The 24,847-nt window shown below is 57.4% G+C and carries 21 protein-coding genes and 1 pseudogene; 5 read left to right on the top strand and 17 right to left on the bottom strand.

Annotated features, from left to right (window positions below):
• Positions 1-17 precede the first annotated feature (17 nt).
• The 6 genes from A7Q00_RS10360 to A7Q00_RS10385 all read right to left on the bottom strand — a co-directional run bounded on the left by A7Q00_RS10360 (position 18) and on the right by A7Q00_RS10385 (position 5,902).
• A complete protein-coding gene (locus A7Q00_RS10360; RefSeq protein ID WP_064090455.1) occupies positions 18-1,472 on the bottom strand; it encodes a LutB/LldF family L-lactate oxidation iron-sulfur protein in 1,455 nt (484 codons plus the stop codon).
• Positions 1,469-2,167 carry a LutC/YkgG family protein gene (locus tag A7Q00_RS10365; RefSeq protein ID WP_064090456.1) on the bottom strand — a complete coding sequence of 233 codons (699 nt, stop codon included), beginning with the start codon at positions 2,165-2,167 and terminating at the stop codon, positions 1,469-1,471. Before A7Q00_RS10365 ends, A7Q00_RS10360 begins: the two co-directional genes overlap by 4 nt.
• Positions 2,164-2,934 carry a (Fe-S)-binding protein gene (locus A7Q00_RS10370; RefSeq protein ID WP_064090457.1) on the bottom strand — a complete coding sequence of 257 codons (771 nt, stop codon included), beginning with the start codon at positions 2,932-2,934 and terminating at the stop codon, positions 2,164-2,166. The genes A7Q00_RS10365 and A7Q00_RS10370 overlap by 4 nt, the downstream gene beginning before the upstream one ends.
• A 492-nt stretch (positions 2,935-3,426) precedes the next feature.
• The gene (rpsU, locus tag A7Q00_RS10375; RefSeq protein WP_064090458.1) at positions 3,427-3,639 is read right to left on the bottom strand and encodes a 30S ribosomal protein S21; all 213 of its coding nucleotides are present in this window, start codon (positions 3,637-3,639) and stop codon (positions 3,427-3,429) included.
• Positions 3,640-3,968: 329 nt separating this feature from the next.
• Positions 3,969-4,760 carry a peptidoglycan editing factor PgeF gene (gene pgeF / locus A7Q00_RS10380; protein WP_082887829.1) on the bottom strand — a complete coding sequence of 264 codons (792 nt, stop codon included), beginning with the start codon at positions 4,758-4,760 and terminating at the stop codon, positions 3,969-3,971.
• Positions 4,757-5,902 carry a M14 family metallopeptidase gene (locus A7Q00_RS10385; RefSeq protein WP_064090459.1) on the bottom strand — a complete coding sequence of 382 codons (1,146 nt, stop codon included), beginning with the start codon at positions 5,900-5,902 and terminating at the stop codon, positions 4,757-4,759. The genes pgeF and A7Q00_RS10385 overlap by 4 nt, the downstream gene beginning before the upstream one ends.
• Before the next feature lie 215 nt (positions 5,903-6,117).
• Here A7Q00_RS10385 and adk point away from each other — a divergent pair, with 215 nt between their 5' ends.
• Together adk and A7Q00_RS10395 are read left to right on the top strand one after the other, a co-directional pair.
• Complete coding sequence (gene adk, locus A7Q00_RS10390; RefSeq protein WP_064090460.1) at positions 6,118-6,765, top strand: adenylate kinase; 648 nt, start codon at positions 6,118-6,120, stop codon at positions 6,763-6,765.
• Positions 6,766-6,847: 82 nt separating this feature from the next.
• Positions 6,848-7,366, top strand: coding sequence for a CNP1-like family protein (locus A7Q00_RS10395; RefSeq protein WP_064090461.1), 519 nt, complete (start codon positions 6,848-6,850; stop codon positions 7,364-7,366).
• 19 nt (positions 7,367-7,385) lie between these two features.
• Here the strand turns inward: A7Q00_RS10395 and A7Q00_RS14345 are convergent.
• Positions 7,386-7,495: pseudogene (locus A7Q00_RS14345) on the bottom strand (IS5/IS1182 family transposase); the annotation flags it as partial.
• 149 nt (positions 7,496-7,644) lie between these two features.
• Here A7Q00_RS14345 and msbA point away from each other — a divergent pair.
• The gene (msbA, locus tag A7Q00_RS10400; protein WP_064090462.1) at positions 7,645-9,459 is read left to right on the top strand and encodes a lipid A export permease/ATP-binding protein MsbA; all 1,815 of its coding nucleotides are present in this window, start codon (positions 7,645-7,647) and stop codon (positions 9,457-9,459) included.
• 194 nt (positions 9,460-9,653) lie between these two features.
• On the opposite strand, the gene A7Q00_RS10405 is transcribed toward msbA, so the two are convergent.
• Positions 9,654-10,160, bottom strand: a complete 507-nt coding sequence (locus A7Q00_RS10405; protein ID WP_064090463.1) for a disulfide bond formation protein B — start codon at positions 10,158-10,160, stop codon at positions 9,654-9,656.
• A 324-nt stretch (positions 10,161-10,484) separates the two neighbouring features.
• On the opposite strand from A7Q00_RS10405, the gene A7Q00_RS10410 reads away from it, so the two are divergent.
• Positions 10,485-12,710, top strand: a complete 2,226-nt coding sequence (locus A7Q00_RS10410; RefSeq protein WP_064090464.1) for a TonB-dependent siderophore receptor — start codon at positions 10,485-10,487, stop codon at positions 12,708-12,710.
• A gap of 99 nt (positions 12,711-12,809) precedes the next feature.
• On the opposite strand, the gene A7Q00_RS10415 is transcribed toward A7Q00_RS10410, so the two are convergent.
• On the bottom strand, positions 12,810-13,055 hold the full coding sequence (locus A7Q00_RS10415) for a CsbD family protein (protein WP_064090465.1): 246 nt from the start codon (positions 13,053-13,055) through the stop codon (positions 12,810-12,812).
• A gap of 228 nt (positions 13,056-13,283) precedes the next feature.
• Between A7Q00_RS10415 and A7Q00_RS10420 the strand changes: the two genes are divergently transcribed.
• Positions 13,284-14,996: an ABC transporter ATP-binding protein/permease gene (locus A7Q00_RS10420; RefSeq protein WP_156503811.1), complete on the top strand. Its 1,713-nt coding sequence runs from the start codon at positions 13,284-13,286 to the stop codon at positions 14,994-14,996.
• A gap of 557 nt (positions 14,997-15,553) precedes the next feature.
• Here the strand turns inward: A7Q00_RS10420 and A7Q00_RS10425 are convergent.
• The 8 genes from A7Q00_RS10425 to tsaB form a co-directional block, all read right to left on the bottom strand.
• Positions 15,554-16,429, bottom strand: a complete 876-nt coding sequence (locus tag A7Q00_RS10425) for an RnfABCDGE type electron transport complex subunit B (protein ID WP_064090513.1) — start codon at positions 16,427-16,429, stop codon at positions 15,554-15,556.
• A 204-nt stretch (positions 16,430-16,633) separates the two neighbouring features.
• Positions 16,634-17,767 carry a class Ia ribonucleoside-diphosphate reductase subunit beta gene (nrdB, locus tag A7Q00_RS10430; RefSeq protein WP_064090467.1) on the bottom strand — a complete coding sequence of 378 codons (1,134 nt, stop codon included), beginning with the start codon at positions 17,765-17,767 and terminating at the stop codon, positions 16,634-16,636.
• A 93-nt stretch (positions 17,768-17,860) separates the two neighbouring features.
• Positions 17,861-19,066: a nuclease-related domain-containing protein gene (locus tag A7Q00_RS10435; RefSeq protein WP_064090468.1), complete on the bottom strand. Its 1,206-nt coding sequence runs from the start codon at positions 19,064-19,066 to the stop codon at positions 17,861-17,863.
• A 112-nt stretch (positions 19,067-19,178) separates the two neighbouring features.
• The gene (nrdA, locus tag A7Q00_RS10440) at positions 19,179-21,458 is read right to left on the bottom strand and encodes a class 1a ribonucleoside-diphosphate reductase subunit alpha (RefSeq protein WP_064090469.1); all 2,280 of its coding nucleotides are present in this window, start codon (positions 21,456-21,458) and stop codon (positions 19,179-19,181) included.
• Between the two features lie 429 nt (positions 21,459-21,887).
• On the bottom strand, positions 21,888-22,646 hold the full coding sequence (locus A7Q00_RS10445; protein WP_064090470.1) for a TatD family hydrolase: 759 nt from the start codon (positions 22,644-22,646) through the stop codon (positions 21,888-21,890).
• Between the two features lie 80 nt (positions 22,647-22,726).
• A complete protein-coding gene (locus A7Q00_RS14245) occupies positions 22,727-23,650 on the bottom strand; it encodes a uracil-DNA glycosylase (RefSeq protein ID WP_425387513.1) in 924 nt (307 codons plus the stop codon).
• Positions 23,651-23,694: 44 nt separating this feature from the next.
• Positions 23,695-24,138, bottom strand: a complete 444-nt coding sequence (rimI, locus tag A7Q00_RS10455; RefSeq protein WP_064090472.1) for a ribosomal protein S18-alanine N-acetyltransferase — start codon at positions 24,136-24,138, stop codon at positions 23,695-23,697.
• Positions 24,135-24,836, bottom strand: coding sequence for a tRNA (adenosine(37)-N6)-threonylcarbamoyltransferase complex dimerization subunit type 1 TsaB (gene tsaB, locus A7Q00_RS10460; protein WP_064090473.1), 702 nt, complete (start codon positions 24,834-24,836; stop codon positions 24,135-24,137). The genes rimI and tsaB overlap by 4 nt, the downstream gene beginning before the upstream one ends.
• Positions 24,837-24,847: the final 11 nt, after the last annotated feature.

Genomic DNA, 24,847 nt, shown 5'->3' on the forward strand with positions numbered 1-24,847 from the left:
AGCAGCCTGCACTCGGTTTAGCCGCTGTTTTTCTGCTGTTTTTCCTTCAACAACTGGTGCAGCGATTTGGGCGCGGGCTTCATCGGCACGTGGTTGTCGGTCCAAGTCAGCTGTTTGCCCGGGGTCAGGCCGCGGAACTTGGTGGCCAGCGCGCCGAACATGCGGTAGGCGGTTTTGCCGGCGAAGATGCCGTCAAACATGCGCCAAGCCAGTTGCTCGCCCAAGGTGTGCGACGCGCCTTGGCCTTTAATCGGGTAGGGCACGGCTTCGTCGGGCGCGCGCTGGGCTTCTTCGCGCAGGCGCTGCATTTGCTCGGTAATCGGGATTTTCACGGGGCAAACTTCCACGCACGCGCCGCACATGGTGCAGGCGGTGGGCAGGTCGCGTGTGGGCTCCAAACCCAGCAGGTGCGGCGACAGGATTTCGCCAATCGGGCCGGGATAAGTGGTGCCGTAGGCCGCGCCGCCGATGCGGGTGTACACGGGGCAGTGGTTCATGCACGCGCCGCAGCGGATGCATTGCAGGGTGCGGCGCATTTGTTCTTCGCCGTAGGCCTGGCTGCGGCCGTTGTCCAGCAGCACCAGGTGCATTTCCTGCGGGCCGTCCAGCTCGTCGGAACGACGTGGGCCGGTAATCATGTTGAAATAGGTGGTGATGTTTTGGCCGATGGCGCTGCGCGGCAGCAGGCTGTACAGCGGCGGGATGTCGGACAGTTTGGCCACCACTTTTTCAATACCGGTAATGGCGATGTGCACGGGCGGCACGGTGGTGGACAAGCGGCCGTTGCCCTCATTTTCCACCAAGCACAGCGTGCCGGTTTCGGCCACGGCAAAGTTCACGCCGCTCAAGCCGACATCGGCGGTGCGGTACACGTCGCGCAGGGCTTGGCGGGCAAAGCCGGTGAGTTGATCCACGTCGTCGGTCAGCGGCGTGCCGATGTTGTTGTGGAACAGTTCGCTCACTTGCTCTTTGGTTTTGTGGATGGCGGGCATCACGATGTGGGTCGGTTTTTCGCCGGCCATTTGCACGATGTATTCGCCCAAATCGCTTTCCACGGCTTTAATACCGCGATCGGCCAAATAATGGTTCAGCTCGATTTCTTCGCTCACCATCGATTTGCCTTTCACCATCAGTTTGCCCTGATGGTGCATCACGATGCCGTGGATGATGCGGCAGGCTTCGTCGGGTGTTTCCGCCCAATGCACTTTCACGCCCAAACGGGTCAGGTTGCTTTCCAGCTGCTCCAGCAAATCGGGCAGTTTGGACAGCGAACGCTGGCGGATGTGCTCGCACAGGGTGCGCAGCATTTGCAGTTCTTGTTCGTCCGACAGCACGATTTTGCGCTTGGTCATCAGCATGTCCATGGCCGTGCGCAGGCTTTTGCGCAAGGGTTTGTCGGCCAGGGCTTCGCGCGCGTTGGCTTTGAAGGTTTCGGGGCGCGGATGGAAGTGTACGGTTTGTTCGGTTCTCATGCGGCATTCTCCAAATCGGCGGGGTCGATATTCTCGGGCAATACGGCCAAGACGACCATATCGCGCGGACCGTGTGCGCCGTAGGCAAGGGTTAATTGGATATCGGCGGTTTTTGACGGGCCGGATGCCAAAATGATATTGGTGGGCATGGCTTCGATTAAGGCTTCGCCATGCAGGGCCGCATGAAAGGTGTCGTACATTTTGCGTGTGTCGAACAGGCAGATGTGTACGGGGGGAACCAGGCTTTGGCTGCGCGGTTCTTCGGGGGAAGAAACCAGCATAATCGTGCCGGTGTGGGCGATGCCGCAAACAGACGAAGTGAAACCAGCCTGCACGTCGGCGAAGAATTCGTCTTTCCAATCGTCAATCGGTTTGGCGAAGGCGCGGGTTTCCACGGAAGCAGCCTGCAGAGCCGCTTGGGCGCGGCGGCCGTGTTCGGTTTGCGGCGAAAGCAGCATGTTTTGCAGGCCTTTTTGCTGCGCGACTTCCACCAGTTTTTGTTCCCAATCGTGTTCGCGCACCCAGAAAATCTCAGTTTTCACCGCGCGCATGGTGGCCGCCCAATGGCGCAGGCGGTCGGTTTCGCTTTCCCATTCGGGCGACATTTCTTGGTAGTAATCGAAAGTTTGCGGTTCCGCCATCGGATAGGCGTTGGCTTTGCGGAGTTTAGCCAAAATATTGTCGCGCGCGCTCATGCTTTACCTCCCGTGCGTTCCAGCAAGAATGTGGCAATGTGTTTGGGTTTGGGCATGTTCGGCTCGTCTTTGGCGATTTTGCCGCCGATGTTCATCATGCAGCCTGCATCCGCACTCACGATTTCCGTGGCCTGCGTTTCTTTCAGCGCGGCCACTTTGTCGGTGACCATCGCGCCGGAAATGTCGGACTGCTTCACGGAGAACGTGCCGCCGAAGCCGCAGCATTCGCTTTCGTGGTCGTGCACGATGCGTTCCACGTTTTGCAGGCTGTCAATCAGCTTCCAGCCGGTGATGTGCACGCCCATTTCGCGGCGTGCCGCACAGGAAGTATGCACCGCCACTTTCACCGGCGCGCCCACGTCTTTGGGCTCGTAGCCGATGTCCACCAGAAAATTGGTCAGCTCGACCACGCGGCCGGCCAATTCGTTGGCGCGCTGTTCATATTCGCTGCCTTTGAACAATTTGGGCCAATGGTGCTTCATCATGCCGCCGCAAGAGCCGGACGGCACGACGATGGGGTAGTTTTCGGGGAACAAGTCAAGCTGTGCCTTGGCCACGTCGAACGCTTCTTCGCGGTGGCCCGATGAGAATGCAGGCTGCCCGCAGCAGCTTTGCTCCATCGGAAAATGCACTTTAATGCCTTGCTGCTCCAACAGCGTGATGGCATCCATACCTGCTTCCGGCATAAACAAATCCAAAAGGCAGGTGCCGAAAAAGTAAACATCGGCGGGTTTGCCGCCGTGTGGGGTGGTTTGGTTGGTGTTCATGATAATGCTTCTTATGTTTATTTAAGAATCAATCGGTGCTTTGCCTGTGGCAGAAGCGCGCTACTTTAAGCGATATGCTTTTAGGCGGTCAAGGGATTATGAAATTATGGCTGAAATTGAATAGGGAGAAGAGAAGGCTGGAGGGAAAAACTGCCAATATAGTGAACTAAAATAAGAGTGTTGCTACGTTGGCTTGTCTTTGCCGTATCGCTTATAAAAGCTGGTAGTCATCAAGACGGAAAATGAATTTTGGGATATTGTGTTTGGACAGTAAAGGTGTTTATTTGGGAAGTGTGTTTTTTAAGAAAAGCTACCTAAAATTGATATAAGGATGATATGGTATAGTCTTTGTTTTACCTTGTTCTTTTTTGCAATAATCATGGAAACCTTGTGGTTTATACCCGCTTATATTTTCAGGTAGCCTTTTCGGCTGACAGCCAAAGAAAAACACAGCCGGTTATGATAACGGGCTGTGTTGGTTTCTCTAAAGGATTAGTACAGTTTCGGCGGCAGTTGTTGGCTGCGAAGGCGTTTTTGCAAACGTTTTACTGCAGCGGCTTTTTTGCGTTTGCGCTCAGTAGTTGGTTTTTCGTAGGCTTCACGGGCACGCAGCTCGGTGAGCAGGCCGGTTTTTTCAATGGCGCGCTTGAAACGGCGCATGGCTACTTCAAACGGTTCGTTTTCTTTTACGCGAATAGAAGGCATTTTGTCATCCTTAAAATATTTTATTTGTTGCCGGGCAGCCTGCCCGGGAAAATGGTTTGATTTATCGCTTTTGCACCGTTCGGCGCGGGCCGGATAAGTAGCCGGGGTGGAAAAATCACCTCCTCATCGGGGCGGCTGCACCGGCTGGGCGGTGCGCCGAAATATTAGGCAGCAGAAAGGGCTGCATATAAAGGCGCGGATTATGGTGGTTGCGGCGGGATTTGTCAAGCAGGGTAAGGGGTAGCAGCGCATGGGTGATAAATACTTTCGCTAGAGAACTCATGTTTGATTTGAACTGGAAACATGGGTTTCAGGTAGCCTTTGCCTGCTTACTCCGGGCTCAGCCACACGGCGCTGGCCATGCGGCCGGTTTGGCCGTCGCGGCGATAGGAGAAGAAGCGGTCGCGCTCGAGCACGGTGCAATGCCGGCCACCGTAGATTTGGCTAACGCCGGCACGGCGCAGGGTTTGGGTGGCGAGCAGATAAATGTTTGCCAGGTATTTGCCGCTGCCGATGGGCTCGAAGGCGGCTTCGGCGGCGGGGTCGGCCTGGGTGAAGGCGGCCAGAACGTCGCCGCCCACTTCAAAAGCGTCGGGGCCGATGGCAGGGCCGAGCCAGGCGAGGAGGTCGGTAGGGTCGGCCTGCATGGCGGCGATGGTGTTTTCCAGCACGCCGCCGGCGAGGCCGCGCCAGCCGGCGTGGGCGGCGGCCACGACGCTGCCGGCGCGGTCACAGAGGAGTACGGGCAGGCAGTCGGCGGTCATGACGGCGCAGGCGGCGCGGCGGCTGCGGTCGAAAGCGGCATCGGCTTCCGGCGGAGCGCCAAGGCAGTCGGCAGCGGGCACTACACGGTTGCCGTGCACTTGGCGCAGATAGGCCAGCGGCAGGGGAACGTGTACCTGCACTCGGCGGCGGTTTTCGGCCACGGCGACGGAGTCGTCGCCCACGTGGTCGCCTACGTTCAGGCTGGCGAAACGGTCTTGGCTGATGCCGCCTTGGCGGGTGGTAATCAAGGTGTGGACATTGTTTGGCGCGGGCCAATCGGCGTGCAGGAGGCTACCTGAAATTTCAGGTAGCCCTAAGTTGGCGGCAAAGCTGTTGGCGGGGAATTGGCCGTTCATGCGGTTTCATCCGGGCGCAGTTGCGGGCAGACGGCGAGGATGGCGCTGAGGATGGCTTCGCCCAGGCGCAGGGAGCGCTGGCCGTTCCAGCCAAAGTCGTCGTCGGGCAGGTTGATGTTGTCTTTGAAGGGCATTTCGAGGGTGTAGGAGAGACAGCCGAAGGTTTCGCCCACGTAGGATTTGGCAATGGCGAGGTTGGCTTGGCCGGGGGCGATTTCGGGGTAGCCGTGTTCGTCTTGAAAATCGGGGCTGGCCTGGCGCAGGGCAGTTTTGAAGGCGGCTTCGAGCGCGGCGAGGCGGGCATCATAGGAAGGGTTGCCTTCGCAGCCGGCGGCGAATACGTAGGGCAGGGCTTCTTCGCCGTGGATGTCGAGGAATAAATCTACGCCGGTTTCGTGCATTTTTTGGCGCACGGCATACACTTCTGGGCTGCGCTCGGGGCTGGGGTTTTGCCATTCGCGGTTGAGGTCGGCGCCGGCGGCGTTGGTACGCTGGTTGCCTAGGGCAGCGCCGTCGGGGTTCATATTGGGCACGATATAGAAGGTGGCGCAGTCGAGCAGGGCGCGGGCGGTGGGGTCTTGGTGGTCGAGCAGGCGGGAGAGCAGGCCTTCGGCAAACCATTCGGCCATGCTTTCGCCGGGGTGCTGGCGGGCGATAATCCAGATTTTGAGGTCGCTGGCGGCTTGGTGGCCGATGGTGAGCAGGTTGATGTCGCGGCCTTGCGCGGTGCTGCCGAGGTCGTCGATTTGACACAGGCCGCTGCCTTGTGCGTCGCCGAGGAGGTTGAGGTGCTGCTCGTGGGAGTAGGGCTCGAAATAGGCGTAATACACGCTGCCGGCCAGCGGGGTGTGTTCGATGGTGAGCACGCCGTCTTCATAGCGGGTTGGCACGCGGAACCAGTTGTTGCGGTCGTAGGAGGCGGTGGCCTGATAATCTTCCCAGCCTTCGGGGTAGCTGGATTGACCGGCGTTTTCGATGCGGATACGGCAAGGTTGGTAGGCCGCGCCCTGCAGGCGGAAATAAAACCACTGGCTGAAGGAGGCGGCATTGTCGCCGCGCAGGGCGAGGCGAATGTTTTGGCTGTCGGTGCTGTCGATTACGCTGATGGCGCCGGCATCGAAGCTGCTGCTGATTTTGGGCATGGCAGGTCTCGCTGCTTGAGGAGGGGAAGCGGGGATTGTAATGCTTTTCAGGTAGCCTTTCTAGGGAAGGCGGGGCGGGGAAAGGGCAGCGGAAACTGGATTTTTTGCGGCGCTGGCTCTAAACTGTGCGGCAGATTGGGCGGCGGCGTTTTTCAGGTAGCCTGTTGGAAGATGGCCGCCGCCATGCTTTTGTGTTGATTTTAAAGGAAGAGACAATGAAAATTTTGTTATTGGGCGCACCCGGTGCGGGCAAAGGCACGCAGGCGCAGTTTATTACCGCCGCTTTCGGTATTCCGCAGATTTCCACCGGCGATATGCTGCGCGCCGCCATCAAAGCCGGCACGCCGCTGGGCTTGGAAGCCAAAAAGATTATGGACGCGGGCGGCCTGGTGCGTGACGACATCATCATCGGCATGGTGAAAGAGCGCATTGCTCAGGATGACTGCAAAAACGGTTTCCTGTTCGACGGCTTCCCGCGCACGTTGGCGCAGGCTGAAGCCATGCAGGAGGCGGGCGTGGTTTTGGATGCGGTGGTGGAAATCGATGTGCCCGACGAGGTGATTCTCGAGCGCATGGCCGGCCGCCGTGTGCACCTGCCTTCCGGCCGCACCTACCACATCCGCCACAACCCGCCTAAAGTAGAAGGTAAAGACGACGTTACCGGCGAAGACCTGATCCAGCGCGACGACGACCGCGAGGAAACCGTGAAAAACCGCCTGGATGTGTACCACAAACAAACTGCCGTGCTCATCGGCTTCTACAGCCGGCTCACCGGCGACAACGCGCCCCGCTATATCAAAATCGACGGTACACAGCCGGTGGAAGCAGTGAAAGCTGCTGTATTGTCTGCTTTAGGCAAATAAGCCGGTGCAGAAGTTTTCAGGTAGCCTTCAGCCAAGTAGCAGGCTGCCTGAAACCAAAAGGCTACCTGAAAAAGGAAAAGCAATGAAAAAACTATGGTTTGCAGCCTGCGTATTGGCTCTTTCCGCTGCCGCTTCGGCCGAATTGCGCGAAAACCGCTATTACGCGCCGGAAGAGGAAAAGCCGTGGGAAGAAGCCGCCGTGGTGCTGCCCGATTATCCCGACTTGCAGCGCGGCGAGTGGTTCGAGCTGTATATTAACCCTACCTACCGCAACAAAGTTTGGCTGCAGCTGCCCGTGCAGCAGGCCGCCGATCGCAGCATGCGCTACGTGCTTGCTGTGCAGCCGCAGGGCGGGCAGCTGAATATGAGCTATGAGGGCATGCGCTGCGGCGACCGCCATCACCGATCCTTCGCCTTCGGCGACAACACCAACCGGCGCTGGATTGCCCCGCGCAACGGCACATGGCGCAAGTTTGACAGCTACACCAGTGCCAACGACCCGGTGCGCGGTCGCCTGATGGCGATTTTCTGCAACGACGGCCGCGCGCTTACCGCGCAAGAGCTCGACCAGCGCATCCGCAGCATGGGCGGGCTGCACTAAGGGTGTGAACGTTTAACTCAAGATATAGTGAATTAAATTTAAACCAGTACAGCGTTGGCTCGCCTTGCCGTACTATCTGTACTGTCTGCGGCTCGCCGCCTTGTCCTGATTTAAATTTAATTCACTATAAAAGGCTACCTGAAAACCGGTATGGGTTTCAGGTAGCCTTTTCCCTATCGGCCACAAATTTAAGTTAAACCCTGCTAAAGCAGCCTTGCCGCATTGTTGCCCGCCCCCGATTTGCCTTACAATCGCCGTTTTCAACGGCAGAGGCTGATATGTCTTCGTCTCCTACCCCGCACACTACAGTCAGCAGCCTGGTCTTATACCGCAGGCTGTTTGGCTACCTGAAAAACTATCTGCGCATTTTCTCCCTGGCCGTGCTCGGCATGGTGGTGGTGGCCGCCACCGGGCCGATTTTCGCCTGGCTGCTCAAACCGCTGATTAATGAAGGCTTTGTGGAGAAAAACCTCTCCGCTATGCGGTGGGTGCCGCTGGCGATTATCGGCCTGTTTATCGTGCGCGGTATTTTCAACTTCATCAACGAATACAGCACCAGTTATCTCTCCGGCCACCTGGTGCAACAAATCCGCCGCGAAATGTTTGCCAAAATGCTCAAGCTGCCGGCCGGCTATTTCAGCCAACACGGCAGCGGGCGGATTATGTCGCGCATCATGAACGATGCCAGCCAGATTACCGAGGCTGGTTTCAATGTGGTGACCGTAACCGCCAAAGACGGCATCACCGTGGTGGGACTGTTGTGCTTCCTGCTGTATCTGGATTGGCAGCTCACGATTATCACGCTGGTGATGATTCCGGTGCTGGCTTGGTGTGTGCGCCAGGTGAGCAAACGCCTGCGCCAGCTTTCGCGCGAAAGCCAGCAATATGTCGGGCAGATGACGCAGGTGTTAGATGAGAGTATCACCGGCGAGCGCGTGATTAAAGTGTATGGCGGGCAGGAGCACGAGAAAAACCGCTTCGATGAAACCGCCATCAACGTGCGCCGCAACGGCGTGAAGCAAACCGCCGCCAACTCATTCAGCACGGCGGTAACCCAGCTGATGATTGCCACCGCGCTGGCCGCCATCCTTTATTTGGCTGCCGCCCGCGCCGCTTCCGATTCGTTTAGCGCCGGCGATTTTATGTCTTTCCTTTCTGCTATGCTGATGATGTTTGATCCCATCAAGCGCATGACCGGCATTTCTTCTTCGCTGCAGCGCGGCCTAGCTGCCGCCGAGAGCGTGTTCCAGTTTTTGGACGAACCGGTTGAGCCCGATAACGGCACAGAAATCCTCAGCGAGCACACCGGTGATATCGAGTTGGTGAACGTGAGCCACCACTATGAAGGCGCCGCCCGCAACAGCCTCGACAACATCAATCTGCGCATCCCCAACGGCAGCGTGGTGGCCTTGGTGGGTGCGTCCGGCTGCGGTAAAACCACGCTGGCCAACCTGTTGCCGCGCTTCTTTGATCCCACCTCGGGCGAGGTGCGTATCGGCGGGCGCGACATCCGTGAGTACAGCATGGCCTCCCTGCGCAAACAAATGGCACTGGTGAGCCAAGACGTGGTGCTGTTTAACGGCACGGTGGCCGAAAACATCGCCTACGGCCGTTTCGATGCCGACCCCGCCGATATTGAAGCGGCAGCCAAAGCCGCCAACGCCTGGGAATTCATCTCTGCCATGCCGCAGGGTTTGCAAACCGAAATCGGCCAAAACGGCCTCAAACTCTCCGGCGGCCAGCGCCAGCGTATCGCCATCGCCCGCGCCCTGCTGAAAAACGTGCCCATCCTGATTTTGGACGAAGCCACCAGCGCACTCGACACCAAATCCGAACGCTTGGTGCAATCCGCACTCGACAAACTCATGCAGCAGCGCACCACTTTGGTGGTGGCACACCGCCTCTCTACCATTGAGCAGGCTGATAAGATTGTGGTGATGCACGAAGGCCGGATTGTCGAACAGGGCAAACATGCCGAGCTGCTTGCCAAAGGCGGCCGCTACGCCGACCTCTACCGTATGCAGTTTCACGAACGGCAAGAGCATCAGGCGCAACAGGCAGAGGCCGTCGAAAGCCTGTCGGGCGTGCTTTAATGCTGTTGCATAGGAGTAAAAGGAAAGGCTACCTGAAATCTTTCAGGTAGCCTTTTAGTATGATTGCAGCCAGGTGTTGCATAGATTGGATTGGCACGCATCAAGGCTACCTGAAATACTCAGCCGGCCTTTCATGCAATCAAGCCAAAAAATTTCAGGTAGCCTGCATATTGCAACAGGCTACCTGAAAATTTCTACTCCGCTATTTCATGATGGCGCATCACCCACCAGCCGCCCCACAGGCCAACTAAAATAAACGCACAAGCCAGCAGCGACCACCAAGGGAACGGCACGCTCAAGAAATATTCCACCGTGCCGCATTGGCCGTAGCCGCGGATAATCGGCTCATACCAATCAAACAGCGGCGCGCCCTGCAAGCGGAAAGTCCACGGTGCCCCGCAGGAAGGCTGCTGATCTATGGGCAGGCTTTGCAGATGCAGCTGGCTGATGGCCGTCCAGCCGCCCCATAACGCCGGAATACTCACCAGCATCGCCGCCACCGTTTGCGCCCAACGGCGCTTCAGCGGCAGCAGCATGGCAAGCAGCGAAAGCAGCCCCACGAAAATAATCGACACCCGCTGAATAATGCACATCACGCAAGGGTCCATGCCCCGTCCATACTGCATATACAACGACATTGCCGTGCACACCGCCGCTACGGCAAAGATGCCTAACAGGATTTTTCGATAAGAACCAATCATGATCCGCTTTCATCTGGCTTGTGAAATAAAGAACGATATTATAAGCCCGCCGCTTAAGAACGCCAAACGGCAAAGGCTACCTGAAAAATAAGCTTATCCGATACGCTGCTTTGAAGTGCACATTTTCAGGAGGCTGCATCATTGTTATCCGGCAACGGCGAAGAGGGGAGTATCCGGCCAACCATCAAACTCTTTGCATTGCGTGTGGTATTTGCACTCTATTTGTTGTTAAAAATTATCAAATGCATTTGCATTATCTTGTAAAAGACTATAATCGCGCCTCGAAAATTTATCTATGTTTACTTTTTTTATCAAAGGGAAATTATGCAACACCCGTTCAAACCCACCTTTATCGCTGCCCTGCTGGCCGCTACCGCACCCGCATGGGCCGATAATGCTGCCGAAAATGAAGGCGGCAGCGCCGAATTGGAAAGCATCCAAATCACCGCCCGCAACCGCAGCACCCGCACCGAAAACCGAAACAGCTACACCACCTCCGCCATGCGTACCACCACAGGGCTTTCGCTGTCGCCCAAGGAAACGCCGCAGTCGGTGAGCGTGATTACCAAACGGCAGATGAATGACCAAGGCATCACCAGCATGGAAGATGCGCTGAAAACCACCACGGGCATCAACGTTATCCGCGATACCGGCACGGCACGCTTCCAATCGCGCGGTTTCTATATCGACCAGATTGAAGAAGACGGCATCAGCAGCGTGGTGCCCGGCGCAGTAGCCAACCCGATGTACGATGCACAATCTGCTACTGATTTGGCGGTGTACGACCATATCGAAGTGGTGCGTGGCGCCACGGGGCTTACCCAAGCCAACGGCGAGCCGGGCGGCACAGTCAATGCCGTGCGCAAACGCCCGACCTCAGTGCGCCAAATACAAGGCGATGTTTTGTTTAACCGTTTTGGCACAGCCCGTACCACCGTTGATGTTTCCGGGCCAATGAACAAAGCGCAAACCCTGCGTGGGCGCGTGGTGGGCGTGGCAAGCAGGGACAGCAGCTTTAAGGACAGCGCGGCGGGTAACACATTCACTTTATACGGCGTGATGGATGCACAGTTGGGCGAGAATACCAAGCTTACTTGGGGCGGGCTGTATCAACGCAAAATATCCACACCAGACGATTGGGGCATTCCGATGGGCGTGAACGGCAGCGATTCCGACCTGCCGCGCGACACCTTCCTCAGCTATGATTGGAGCCGTAACAGAGCCCGTAAAATCAATCTGTTTGCTGAATTGGAGCACTATTTTTCCGATGATTGGAAACTGACCGGGACACTCAATTACAACAACAATCATTCTTTGAAACGTAACGGCGGCATTTACAGCGGCAATACTTCCTATGCAGGCTGGACAACCGGCGGCGTTCTGCCTTCCGGCTGGCTTGGCCGGTATGACCGAAACGAAAAGCAGTTCACCATCAAAACCAATCTGAACGGCAAATACCGCCTGTTGGGGCAGGAACACGATGTGTTCTTCGGCTATACCTACAACCACAAAAGCGGCGGTGGTGAACGCCGCCAGTTCCGCCATCTTCGGTCTTACGACCCGTCTTCTTTCCGAGGCAACGAAGTGGCCGAGCCGGATTGGTATGCCGGCACACCGTGGATGTTGTGGGACTATGACAACACCGAGCGTAGTTATTCCTTAATGGCTGGTACGCGCTTCAACCCCACCGAGAAGCTGCACATTTTGGCCGGCACGCGCTACACCAACATGACCACCAAATCCGTGGTGGATTACCACTACACCAGCGGTGTGGTCGATAATGACCCGGATAGTGTTACCGAGCGCAACCACCACCGTTTTATCCCGTATTTCGGCATCACTTACGACATCACGCCGCATCACAGTATATACGCCAGCTACACCAGCATCTTCAAACCGAACAGCTACAAAGACCGCCACGAACGCTATCTGCCGCCGGTATTGGGCAGCAACTACGAAATCGGCTGGAAGGGCGAATGGTATGAAGGTAAGCTGAACGCTTCCGTGGCCTTATTCGACATCGAACAGAAAAACCGCAGCGTGCAGGTGTACGACAATATCATGTCGCGCTGGTATAACGAGCCGGTGGGCCGTGTGCGCAGCCGCGGCGTGGATATGGAGATTTCCGGCAAGCTGACGGACGATTGGCAGCTGTTTGCAGGCTACACGCTGAACAACAGCAAATATCTGGATGCCGAAAACCGCGGCGCTATTCCTGCGGGCACCAATTTCAGCAAACACACTCCGCGCCATATGTTCCGTCTCTACACCAGCTATCGCCTGCCCGGTGCGGCAAACAAATGGACGATTGGCGGCGGCGTAACGGCACAAAGCGAAACCTCCAGCCTGGCCAATGTGAAGCAGGGCGGTTATGCGCTGTTTAACGCCAATGTGCAATACAGCTTCAACGACAACATGAAGCTCAGCCTGATTGGCAGCAACCTGACCGACCGGCGCGTGTATGAAAACCAGAAAACCCGGCAGAACGGCATCAACAACTATCTGATCGAGCCGCGAAACATCATGCTGAAATTCGATTGGAAGCTGTAATCCCGCCGCGCGGGCAAAGAGAAAAGGCTACCTGAAAATTTTCAGGTAGCCTCTGTTCGGCGGCGTGGGGCAGGGCAGTTTGCCGTGCCGTTTGCTCAGTTAGAACTTGCTTTTGATGTCGTTGATCAGGCCTTCGGCTTTGCCTTTGGCTTCGCTCATCAGCTCTTCAGCGGATTTTTTGCCTTTTTCCAGCACATCGGCCGCTTGTTTTTCCACGTCGGCAATGGCTTCTTTAGCTTTGCCCACGCCTTCTTGAATCAGGCCTTCGGCTTGCAGTTTGCTGCTGCCGATGGCATCGCCCACTTCTTTTTTCACTTTGCCTGCGATATCGTCGAAATTGCTCATAAAAATACTCCTGGGTTGTGTGGTATAAGGGTTGAAACTATAAACCTTTTTTGCTTTGCAAGTAAAACCGATTAACCTTGCTTTACCATCCAATATTATAGTGGATTAAAATAAGAATGGGACAAGGCGGCGAGCCGCAGACAGTATGAGCAATATGGCAAGGCGAGCCAACGCTGTAGCATTCTTATGCTAATTCACTATATCCATATCCCATTTTCAGGTAGCCTCGTGAAAACCCTCCGCCGTTTCCTCCGTCTTGCCGCTCCGTTTTGGTTTGCCAAAAGCCAATGGCGCGAATGGCTGCTTTTGGCTGCCGTGGTCGGCTGTTCGCTCGCCATCGTGCGCGTCAGCGTGCTGATTACCGATTGGAACAAAACGTTTTACGATGCGCTTGCCGCCTTCGAAAGTGCCGCCATGCCCGCACTGGCCGGCGAATATCTGCTGTATATCACCTTGGTGACCGCCTTGGTCGCCTTCGGCAACTGGTTGCGCAAAATCCTGCTGTTCCGCTGGCGCAGCCACCTTACGCAGCAGTTCCAGCAGCAATGGCTCGGCTGCAGCCACCACTACCGCCTGCAATTGCAACACGGAGGCGGGCCGGACAACCCCGACCAGCGCATTGCCGAAGACATCTTCCTACTCTCGGAAAAAAGCATCGATTTGTTCAAATATTTCATCATGAACGCCGCCAAACTCGGCGCATTCGTGGTGATTTTGTGGCAGCTGTCCGGTGTGCAAACCTTCAAAATCTTCGGGCAAAACATCACGGTGCACGGCTATCTGGTGTGGGTGGCGCTGGCCTATTCGGCAGCCTGCACGCTGCTCACCCACCTGATCGGCCGCAGGCTCCAGCCGCTCAACGTGGAACGCCAGCACCGCGAAGCCGACTACCGCGCCACCCTCTTGCGCGTGCGCGACCACGCCGAGCAAATTGCCCTCTATCGCGGCGAAGCTGCCGAACAAAGCCGCCTGAACCGCCGCTTTGAAGCCGTGCGCCGCAACTGGCGCGAGCTCATCGGCCGCGAACTGCGCCTGGAAACCTTTTCCGCCGCCTATCTGCGCCTCTCCATGTTTATCCCCATCATCGCCACCCTGCCCATGTATCTGGCGCATACCCTCACTTTCGGCGACATGATGAAGGCGCGCAGCGCGTTTTCCAACGTGCAGGACGGCTTCGGCTGGTTTATGGATTACTACAAACGCATCATCGAATGGGCATCCGTGGTGGAACGTCTGGACGGTTTTCAGGTAGCCCTGAATACGCTGGAGGACGTACCGCAAAAGCAGCCCGCACATGATAGCGACGGCGAATCCGGCCAAACCGCCGTACTCAAAGCAGACAGCCTTACCCTCCGCACTGCAACCGGTCGTACCCTGCTGCATGGCCTCTCGCTCGCCGCCCGCGCCCCCGAATGGCTGCTGCTCGAAGGCCGCAGCGGCATCGGCAAATCCACCCTGCTGCGCACGCTGGCCGGGCTGTGGCCGTATTACCAAGGCCGTTTCGCCATCCAAGGCCGCAGCCTGTTTCTGCCGCAACGCCCCTACCTGCCGCACGACAGCCTGCGCAACGTGCTCGCCTACCCATACGCCGTTGCGCCTGATAATGCCGCCATCGCCCAAGTATTGAAGCAAACCGGCCTGCCGCGTCTGGCCGCGCTCGATCCCGATGCCGAACACGAGTGGCACAACATCCTCTCCGGCGGTGAACAGCAGCGCCTCAGCCTTGCCCGAGCCTTGCTGCATCGCCCCGACGTATTGTTTCTGGACGAAGCCACCAACCAGCTGGACGACGCTTCCGCCGCCGAATTGATGCGCACATTGCGGCAAGCCCTGCCGGATGCCTTATGCATCGGTATCAGCCATCAGGCAAGGATTCAGGAGCTGTTTGAGCGGAGGGTGGATTTAGCGGAGTTTGCAACAAGAGAAGAGAACGGCCTGTGAGGCAGCGGGAGAAAGGCTGGCGTAAACTGATTTACCTTTTGCTACCGCGTGGATTTATCTTGTCGTATTTCTAGGTTGCCTGCGGATTGGAGCCGTTGAGCGGAAGTTAAGTTGGTTTGTGATAGCTTCGCAGAAACTCGGCTTTCTTCGAAAACCTCGTTTTCAGGTAGCCTTTTTGATTGGATGGATATTGAATGAGGTGGCAGATAGAGGTTTCTGAAAGGCTTTCTATGCTACTAAAGATTTCAGGTAGCCTTTGGGGCAGGGAGGGTAGTGGATGCGGTGGATTCGAGTAAGGGGTGGGTTGGCGGTGCGGAGCAATAGCGCGGCAATTCGGGATGTGCTCTCGGGCTGCGCCTGTGTGAAGGCTACCTGAAAATCTGGTTTCGCAGAAACTCGGCTTTCTTCGGAAAGCTCGGTCTGCTCTGCAGAAACGAAGCTTCCTTCAGCAGCTTCGTTTTAGCTCCGCAGAAACTCAGCTTCCTTCGGAAACTTCGGTCCGCCTCGCAGAAACTCAGCTTTCTTCGAAAGCCTCGTTTTCAGGTAGCCTTGGTTGTTTATGGCTCGGGCGGGGTGTCGGCAGCATTCTTTTGCTGTTTGAGGAAATCTTTGGCGGCGGCTTGTTCGGCTTCGTTGCCGTAGCGGATGTTTTTCAGGGCGCGGCGGTGGGCGGCTTGTTGCTGGGCGGCGGCGATTTGTTGTTGGCGGAAGCTGTCGTGGTTGCTGGGCACGGTGCGTTGGTTTTGCCGGGCTTGGGCGCTGGCCATGGCGCGGGCGATGAGGTCGGCGGGATTGAAGGCAGGCGCGGCAGGATGGCCTGGTTTGGCGGGTGTGGCTGCCGGTTGGGCAGTTGGGGGCGTTTGGGCGGCTGCTTGCACGGCGGCGGCCCGTTGGGCAAGGTGGGCTTGGCGTTCGGCGGCGGCACGCTGTTGGCGCTGCTCGCGGTGTTGGAGGCGTTGTTTGGCGTGTGCGGCGGCGGCGCGGCGGGCTTGTTCCGGTTGGGCTTGGGCGCCGGCGCGGGGCAAGACGGCATCGGACACGGGCTGCATTTCGATGCAGTCTACGGGGCAGGGCGGCAGGCAAAGGCCGCAGCCGGTGCATTCGTCGGCCAGCACGGTGTGCATGAGTTTGGATGCGCCGAGGATGGCATCGACGGGGCAGGCTTTGATGCAGGCGGTGCAGCCGATGCAGGCGGCTTCGTCGATATAGGCCAGGGCTTTTACGGCGGCCTTTTCGGGTTGGGCCAGGGGCAGCGGCGGGGTGTGCAGCAGCTCGGCGAGTTCTTGCAGCACGATGTCGCCGCCGGGTGGGCAGAGGTTGATGGGGGCTTGGCCTTGGGCGATGGCTTGGGCATAGGGGGCGCAGCCGTCGTAGCCGCATTGGCGGCATTGGGTTTGCGGCAGGAGGGCTTCGATTTGGCTGGCGGTGGGCATGGTGGTGTGGCAGTTGGGTTTGGTTATAGGTTGATTGCAGTTTAATTTCTGAATACGGGGTCGGCTTGCTTTGCGGCGCGTGGATGGCTGCTTGGTATCGAACATTAATCTGCTTTATTTTAACACGCGGTTTCAAGCTCAAAGGCTACCTGAAAATCAGTTTGGCGATTTTCAGGTAGCCTTTTGGCTGGGCTTCGGGCGGGCTTACAGTTCGAAGTCGCCCAAGTCGTCGGCGCTGACTTCGGCGTCGATTTGGCCGATGAGGTAGGAGGAGATTTCCACTTCCTGCGGGGCTACCTGAACGTTGTCGGAGGAGAGCCAGGCGTTGATCCAGGGGATGGGGTTTTGCGTGGCGGCGGGGAAGGCGGCGTTCAGGCCGACGGCCATCATGCGGTGGTTGGTGATGTATTCCACATATTGGCACAGGATGTCTTTGTTCAGGCCGATCATGCTGCCGTCTTTGAAGAGGTATTCCGCCCACTCTTTTTCCTGTTCGGCGGCTTTTTTGAAGAGTTCGAAGCAGTCGTTTTCCAGTTCGGCGGCGATTTCGGCCATTTCGGGGTCGTCGGCGCCGCTTCGCATGAGGTTGAGCATGTGCTGGGTGCTGGTGAGGTGCAGGGCTTCGTCGCGGGCGATGAGTTTGATGATTTTGGCATTGCCTTCCATCAGTTCGCGCTCGGCAAAGGCGAAGGAGCAGGCGAAGGAAACGTAGAAGCGGATGGCTTCGAGTACGTTGACGCACATCAGGCAGAGGTAGAGTTTTTTCTTCAAATCGCGCAGGCTCACCACGATGGTTTTGCCGTTGACGCGGTGCTCGCCTTCGCCCAACAGGTTGTAATATTGGGTGTATTCGATGAGGTCGTCGTAGTAGCAGGCAATATCTTCGGCACGGGCGATGATGTATTCGTTTTGCACGATGTCGTCGAACACGACGGAGGGGTCGTTGACGATGTTGCGGATAATGTGGGTGTAGCTGCGCGAATGGATGGTTTCGCTGAAGCTCCAGGTTTCAATCCAGGTTTCGAGCTCGGGAATGGATACCAAGGGCAGCAGGGCGACGTTGGGGCTGCGGCCTTGGATGGAATCGAGCAGGGTTTGGTATTTGAGGTTGCTGATGAAGATGTGTTTTTCGTGGTCGGGCAGGTTGGCGTAGTCGATGCGGTCGCGCGATACGTCGATCTCTTCCGGCCGCCAGAAGAAGGAAAGCTGTTTTTCAATCAGTTTTTCAAATATTTCGTATTTCTGCTGGTCGTAGCGGGCAACGTTGACGGGCTGGCCGAAAAACATCGGCTCTTTGAGGGCATCGTTTTTTTCCTTGCTGAAGGTGCTGTAGGACATGACGAGGTGTTCGCAGGACATGGCGGGATCTCTTTTGCAATGTGATTAGTGAAGGATATAGGGCTTCAGGCTACCTGAAAATAATATAGCGGGTTAGGTACGGTTTTTGGCACGTTGGTGTTCCATGCAATACAGTTTACCGTGAAAACGTTTGGAATATTTTTGGCAATATTGGACAACTGCCGGGGTAAGCTTCTTATAGCAGCCTGGGTGGTTGCAATGGATTTGTTCTGTTTCTATTTGCCCGGCCTGGGCGTTGCTTATTTTGTCGGTTGTGTTGTGCTGCTGATGTTCGCGGCAATACAGTTTGCCGCCGAAACGGCTGCTGTGTTTTTGGCAATATTGAATGACTGCCTGGCTGAGTTTTTCATGACAGCCTGAGTGTTCGCAGTATTCATCACGTCTGGTTTTGGATTCGGGGCTGGCGGGGGGTGCTTGTTGTTGTAAGGTTGCCTGCTGGTGCTCGCGACAGTATATTTTGCCGTTGAAGCGTTCATGGTTATGCAGGCATAGCAATGCTTCATTTTTGCTGATGGCTTGCCCGCAGGTGTGGCAGTGTGTCAATAAGGGTTTGATGGAGTTGGGCAGATATTCCAATAGCCCTTCCGGTTTGTGTTCTGCCGCAATGCGACGTCCCCATTCTTGAATGGTTTCGTTGTTGATTAGCAGGGCATCAAACATATGGTTGAGAACGAAGCCGACGCCTACTCTGTTTTCGCCGAATTGTTCGTGCCATTGCCGGATAGCATCGGCTTTGATGACGCAGGAAGTATCAAAATCTTTGCTATCGGGCCGGCGGATAATGGACTGCGGCGACACAAGAACGGCATGGTGTACTTCCAGCGGCCGACCGGTTTTCATTTTCACGCCGATACGGTCAAACAGGTTCAATAGGATTCGTTCGTGCCGTTTGCTTTGTTCGATAGGGGATGGAATCCCCTTTTTCTTACCGCTGGGGTATTGAACCGTGAATTCGCCGAATTTGTTGATAGTGAGGTTGCCATTGAAGTTTTTGGTTTCCAACAAGATGGCAAAAACGCGGTTAATCAATAGATGATCGATTTGCGCAACTTCTCCGTCGATTTCTATCCGCAAGTCATGGATGACAACATAGTATTTGCTGTCTTTTAGGTAGTTGTCGATATAAAAGGCAGCATCTTTCTCACCGTTGATACCGGTGCGCAGTTTCCATAATTTATCGGTCAGCTGTTCGCGCTGCTGCTTGTTGAGCGGCAGTTTATCTACGGCCTCGAGCAGTTTCAGCTTGCTGCTTTTATCGTCGGCAGATTTAATCAGCATGATGTGGATGTGGGAAAAAGGGTTTTCAGGTAGCCTGTTGGGCTGAAATCAACAAGGAGTAATAGGCTACCTGAAAATAAACTCCTTTTTCAGGTAGCCTCATTATTACAAGCTAAATCTTGCAAGCTCCGCCGGCACAGCCGTCGTCCTGAATATCGCTCTGCGTATCGTCCGCACCGTCGCGGGTGTGGTGGTAGTAGAGGGTTTTCAGGCCGAATTTGTAGGCGGTGAGCAGGTCTTTGAGCATCTGCTTCATGGGTACGCGGCCGCCGTCGAAGCGTTTGGGGTCGTAGCTGGTGTTGGCGGAAATGGCCTGATCGACAAATTTCTGCATGATGCCCACCAATTTCAGGTAGCCATCGTTGCCGCCCATCTGCCACAGGGTTTCGTATTGGTTTTTCAGGCGCTCGAATTCGGGCACGACTTGTTTGAGGATGCCGTCTTTGGAGGCTTTTACCGTTACCAGGCCGCGCGGGGGCTCGATGCCGTTGGTGGCGTTGGCGATTTGCGAGCTGGTTTCGCTGGGCATGAGTGCGGTGAGGGTGGAGTTGCGCAAGCCGTGCTGGACGATTTCGGCGCGCAGGGTTTCCCAGTCGTAGTGCAGGGGTTCGCTGCAGATGCTGTCGAGGTCTTTTTTGTAGGTGTCGATGGGCAGCACGCCTTTGGCGTACATGGTTTGGCCGAACAAGGGGCAGGCGCCGTATTCTTTGGCCAGCTGCACGGAAGCTTTGAGCAGGTAGTATTGCATGGCTTCGAAGGTGCGGTGGGTGAGGGCGAGGGCGGAATCGTTGCTGTAGCGCACGCCGTGTTTGGCCAGATAATAGGCATAGTTGATCACGCCGATGCCCAGGGTGCGGCGGTTCATGGTGGCTTTGCGGGCGGCGGGGATGGGGTAGTCTTGGTAGTCGAGCAGGGCATCGAGCGCGCGCACGGCGAGGTCGGAAAGGTTTTCCAGCTCGTCCAGGTTTTCCAATGCGCCGAGGTTGAAGGCGGATAGAGTGCAGAGGGCGATTTCGCCGTTTTCGTCGTTAATGTCGTTTAACGGCTTGGTGGGCAGGGCGATTTCCAAACATAGGTTGGACTGGCGCACGGGAGCCACGGCGGGATCAAACGGGCTGTGGGTATTGCTGTGGTCTACGTTGTGGATGTAGATGCGGCCGGTGCCGGCGCGTTCCTGCATCAGGGTGGAGAACAGCTCGGTGGCGGGCACTACGCGTTTGCGGATGGCCGGATCTTGCTCGTATTGCACATACAGGCGCTCGAATTCGTCTTGGTCGGCGAAGAAAGCGTCGTACAGGCCGGGCACTTCGTTGGGCGAGAACAGGGTAATGTTGCCGCCTTTAATCAGGCGGGTGTAGAGCAGGCGGTTGATTTGCACGCCGTAGTCGAGCTGGCGCACGCGGTTGTCTTCCACGCCGCGGTTGTTTTTCAACACCAACAGGCTTTCCACTTCAATGTGCCACAGCGGGTAGAACAGGGTGGCCGCACCGCCGCGCACGCCGCCTTGGGAGCAGGATTTAACGGCGGCTTGGAACATTTTGAAAAACGGAATGCAGCCGGTGTGCTGGGCTTCGCCGCCACGGATTTCGCTGCCCAAGCCGCGAATGCGGCCGGCGTTGATGCCGATGCCGGCACGTTGGGAAACGTATTTCACAATCGCGCTGGTGGTGGCGTTGATAGAGTCTAGGCTGTCGTCGCATTCAATCAGCACGCAGCTGGAGAATTGGCGCGTGGGGGTGCGCACGCCGCTCATGATGGGTGTGGGCAACGAAATTTTGAATAGGGAAACCGCGTCGTAGAAGCGTTTGACGTAATCCAAGCGTGTGGCTTTGGGATATTTGGCAAATAGGCACATGGCCACCAAGATGTAGAGGAACTGCGGGGTTTCGTAGATTTGGCGGGTAACGCGGTTTTGCACCAGGTATTTGCCTTCCAGCTGCTTAACGGCGGCATAGGAGAAGGTCATGTCGCGGGTGTGGTCGATGTAGCCGTCGATTTCGTCAAACTCTTCGCGGCTGTAGTCTTCGAGGATGTGGCGGTCGTATTTGCCTTCGGCGGTCAGCTTGCTGACGTGGTCGAACAGGTGCGGCGGCTCGTATTGGCCGTAGGCCACTTTGCGCAGGTGGAAAATGGCGAGGCGGGCGGCCAGGTATTGGTAGTCGGGGGTGTCTTCGGAAATCAGGTCGGCAGCGGCTTTGATGATGGTTTCGTGGATGTCGTCGGTACGGATGCCGTTGTAGAACTGGATATGGGATTTAAGCTCGACTTGCGATACGGATACGTTGTTGAGGCCTTGTGCCGCCCAAGTAATGACGCGGTGGATTTTATCGAGGTTGATCGGCTCCAAACGGCCGTCGCGCTTGGTCACTTTTAGATTAACGGTATCGTTCATTTTCCCATCCTGATTTTGAGTGCAACACAAGATAATGTGTTTGGTGAGTCAAACCCGCACAATATAATGTATTTTGATGGTAAAAAAAAGGTGGAGGAATGTAAGGCTTTGTGTCTGGGTGGTGTATGGATTTCTAAACCAATCACTTACACCGGGCAAAAATAATTTTATTAAAGTCGGCAGAGTGATTGCTTCAATGGAGGATGCGATAGGTCGGTGGGGCTACCTGAAATTTTGTTGCGTGATAAGCTCGGGGCAAATTTCAGGTAGCCTTTTCTTGGCCGGTCGGGCAATCAAGCAAACCGTGCCGTTTCCAATAAACGTGGAAATCAACTGTGTTGTTGGCTCGGTGCTGGCCTTTGGCTGCTTCCGGCTCATAATTTAAATCAACATCCCGGCGCGGATACCTGGGAGCGCCGCCGCATCAGCTTAAGAAAAAGACAGCAGCCGGTTCACGTTTTGCTCGGTGGCATCGGCTACTTCCTGCATGCTGATGCCGCGCAAGGCCGCCACGGTTTCTGCCACCTGCCGCACATTGGCGGGCGTGTTTTCTCCTGCGCCGGCTATTTGCATAAACGGGCTGTCGGTTTCCAGCATCAAGTGTTCCAGCGGCAGCTCTGCGGCGGTGGTGCGCACTTTGTGGGCATTCGGGTTGAGCACCAGCGTACCGATGCCGATAAGCAGGCCGCAGCGGATAAAGGCGCGGGCTTCTTCGAGGCTACCTGAAAACGCATGGGCAATGCCGCCGCTGCAAAAACCGCTGTGCTTAAGCGCGGTAACCACATCGGCTGCGGCGCGCACATGGTGCAGCAGCACGGGGCGGCCAAATTGCTGCGCCAAGTCGAGCTGGGCGAGCAGGGCGGCGGTTTGTGCGGCGCGGGTCTGCTTGCGATCGCCGTAATAATCCAGCCCGATTTCGCCCACCAGCAGCCCCGGCTGCGCTTGCAGGCGCTCGGCGATGCGGCTGATTAAGTCGGGCTGGAAGCTTTCGGCAAACCACGGGTGCAGGCCAAGCGCACCATAATATTCGGGCGGGTTATGCAGTTGGCACACGGCATCGAAATCCGCTTCGGTAACCGACGGCACCATAAAACGCCGCACCCCTGCGGCATGGGCGGCCGCCGTGATTTCAGGTAGCCTGCTGGCAAGCACGGGGTCGGCAAGGTGGCAGTGGGTGTCGGTAAGCATGGCGGAGCAATGGGCAGTTGATGGGGTGGTATGGCGCAGTTTGCGGGATGAGGCTACCTGAAAAATATTGTGCGGCTTGCTCAGGCTTTGGCCAAGGCGGCTTTGAGCTGTTTGAGGATATGCCAGGCTTGGGCTTTGAGCTCGGGCTGGCGCAGGAGGATGGCGGGGTGGGGGACGGTGAAGGCGGGGGTGTGGCCGATGAGCTGTTCGAGCAGCCAGCGGCGGGCGGGGTCGTAGAAGCTGTTGCCGAGCAGGAGGATGGCTTGCGGCTGTGCCCAGGTGAATTCTTGGCGGATAAAGGCGGCGCAGCGCACTTGTTCTTCGGGGGTGGTTTTAAGGGCGACGCGCGGCGTGCAACGCAGCCAGGCGGTGCGGAACACTTGTTCTGGCGCTAGGCCGATGGCGGCGAGCATGTTGTCGAGCAATCGGCCGTGCCGGCCGCTGATGAGCCGGCCGGCTTCGTCGTCGCTGGGGGCGGGGTTGAGGCTGATCACCATGAGGCGGGCGGGCATGGCGCCGTAGCCGCTGAGGGCTTGTTTGCGCTGGCTGTGCAGGGAACAGGCGGCACAGGCGGCGGCCTGCCGTTGCAATTCTTCGGGACTGGCGAAGGCGGTGTGGGGCAGTGCCGCCCACAGGCGTTGCACGGCGGCGAGCGGGTCGCTTTCGTTTTCGGCCGGCGCGGGGGCGGGCTGGAAAGGCTGGGGGGCGGAGATGGCGGCCAGTACGTCGGCACGGTGGCCTTGCGGGGGCGGCGCGGGGCGGGCGGCGGCTTGGTTGGGCGCAGGAGTGCGGTTTGGATGTTGCTGATGCCCGCCGGCCTCGCTTTGCCGAAGCCTACTCTGTTCATTTTCAGGTAGCCTGGTTTGGGCTGCGGCGGAGTGGGGCGGGATGGGTTGAAGCGCGTTATGCCCACTTGGGCGGGGTTCGCTTTGCCCGTTTTCAGGTAGCCTTTGCGATTCGGGGCGGGTGTTTTCGGCAAGGCGGGCGCTGCGTTTGAGCCACATGGGGCCGAGGCCGAGGGCTTCGTGCAGGCGGGGGTAGCGGCTGCTCAGCATGGTTTCTCCATCAGCAGGGCGTCTTCGCGGCTGCCGTCGGGGCGGGGATAGTAGCCGGGGCGGCTGCCGCAGGGGATGAAGCCGTGTTGTTGATACAGGGCGATGGCGGCGCGGTTGCTGTGGCGCACTTCGAGGAAGATGCGGCGGATGTTTTTGGCATCTGCCTGTTTGAACAGGTGGCCGAGCAGCAGGCTGGCCACGCCTTGGCGGCGGTAGGCGGGGGCGGTATCGATGAGGTGCAGCTCGGCTTCGTCGAGGATGGTTTGCCACACGATGAGCCCGGCCAGCTCGCGGCCTTGTTCGGCCAAGAGCACGGTTTCGTTGGCATGGCCGATGCAGGCGGCGAATTGCTTTTCCGACCAAGGGGAAGGGTTGCATTGCGCATCGAGCGCGGCCAGGGCGGCGCTGTCGCCCGGGCGGGCGAGGCGGGCGATCATGCCGCTCCTTTGCGCGCGGCCTGTTCGGCGGCGGTAAGGGCGACTTTGTTGCGCACGTAGAGCAGTTCGGCCTCGGCGGCGGAAACGGCGGGGTAGCGGCCGGAGGCGGCCAGCGCCAAGTAGTGCTCGGCGGTGGGCATATCGGGTCGGCCGGGGAAGGGCGGGGGCTCGGATAGGGCAAAAGCGTTGCCGATGCCGCTGATGCCATCAGGGTTGAGGCTACCTGAAAGGTTTTCAGGTAGCCTGATTTCGTCGGCTTTGCCCACTTGGTAATCGCTCAAGCGTTGTTGGGTTTGGGTGTCGAACCAGGCGTAGAATACTTCGCCCATGCGCGCATCGGTGGCCGCCAGCACGGCAGCCTGGCCGGGGCAGAGCAAAGCGACTGCGTCGAGGCAGGGCACTGGGATGAGCGGGATACCGAACGGCGCAGCCAAGCCTTGCGCCACACCGACGCCGATGCGCAGGCCGGTAAATGCGCCCGGGCCTTGGGCATAGGCGATGGCGGCCAGCTCATGCACCGCCAGCCCGGCTTCGTCCAGCAGGGCGGCAATCTGCGGCAGGATGAGTTCGGACTGCCGGTTGCCGGTTTCCTGATGGAACAGGCGGGTGTGGCCGTTGTGCCGCAGCGCCAACGACAACCACTGGGTGGAGGTGTCGATGGCGAGCAGCGGCTGTTCGGCGGGAACGGTGTGGCTCATGCTATGCAGCT

It is taken from the genome of Eikenella halliae, assembly GCF_001648475.1.
Lineage (GTDB): Bacteria > Pseudomonadota > Gammaproteobacteria > Burkholderiales > Neisseriaceae > Eikenella > Eikenella halliae.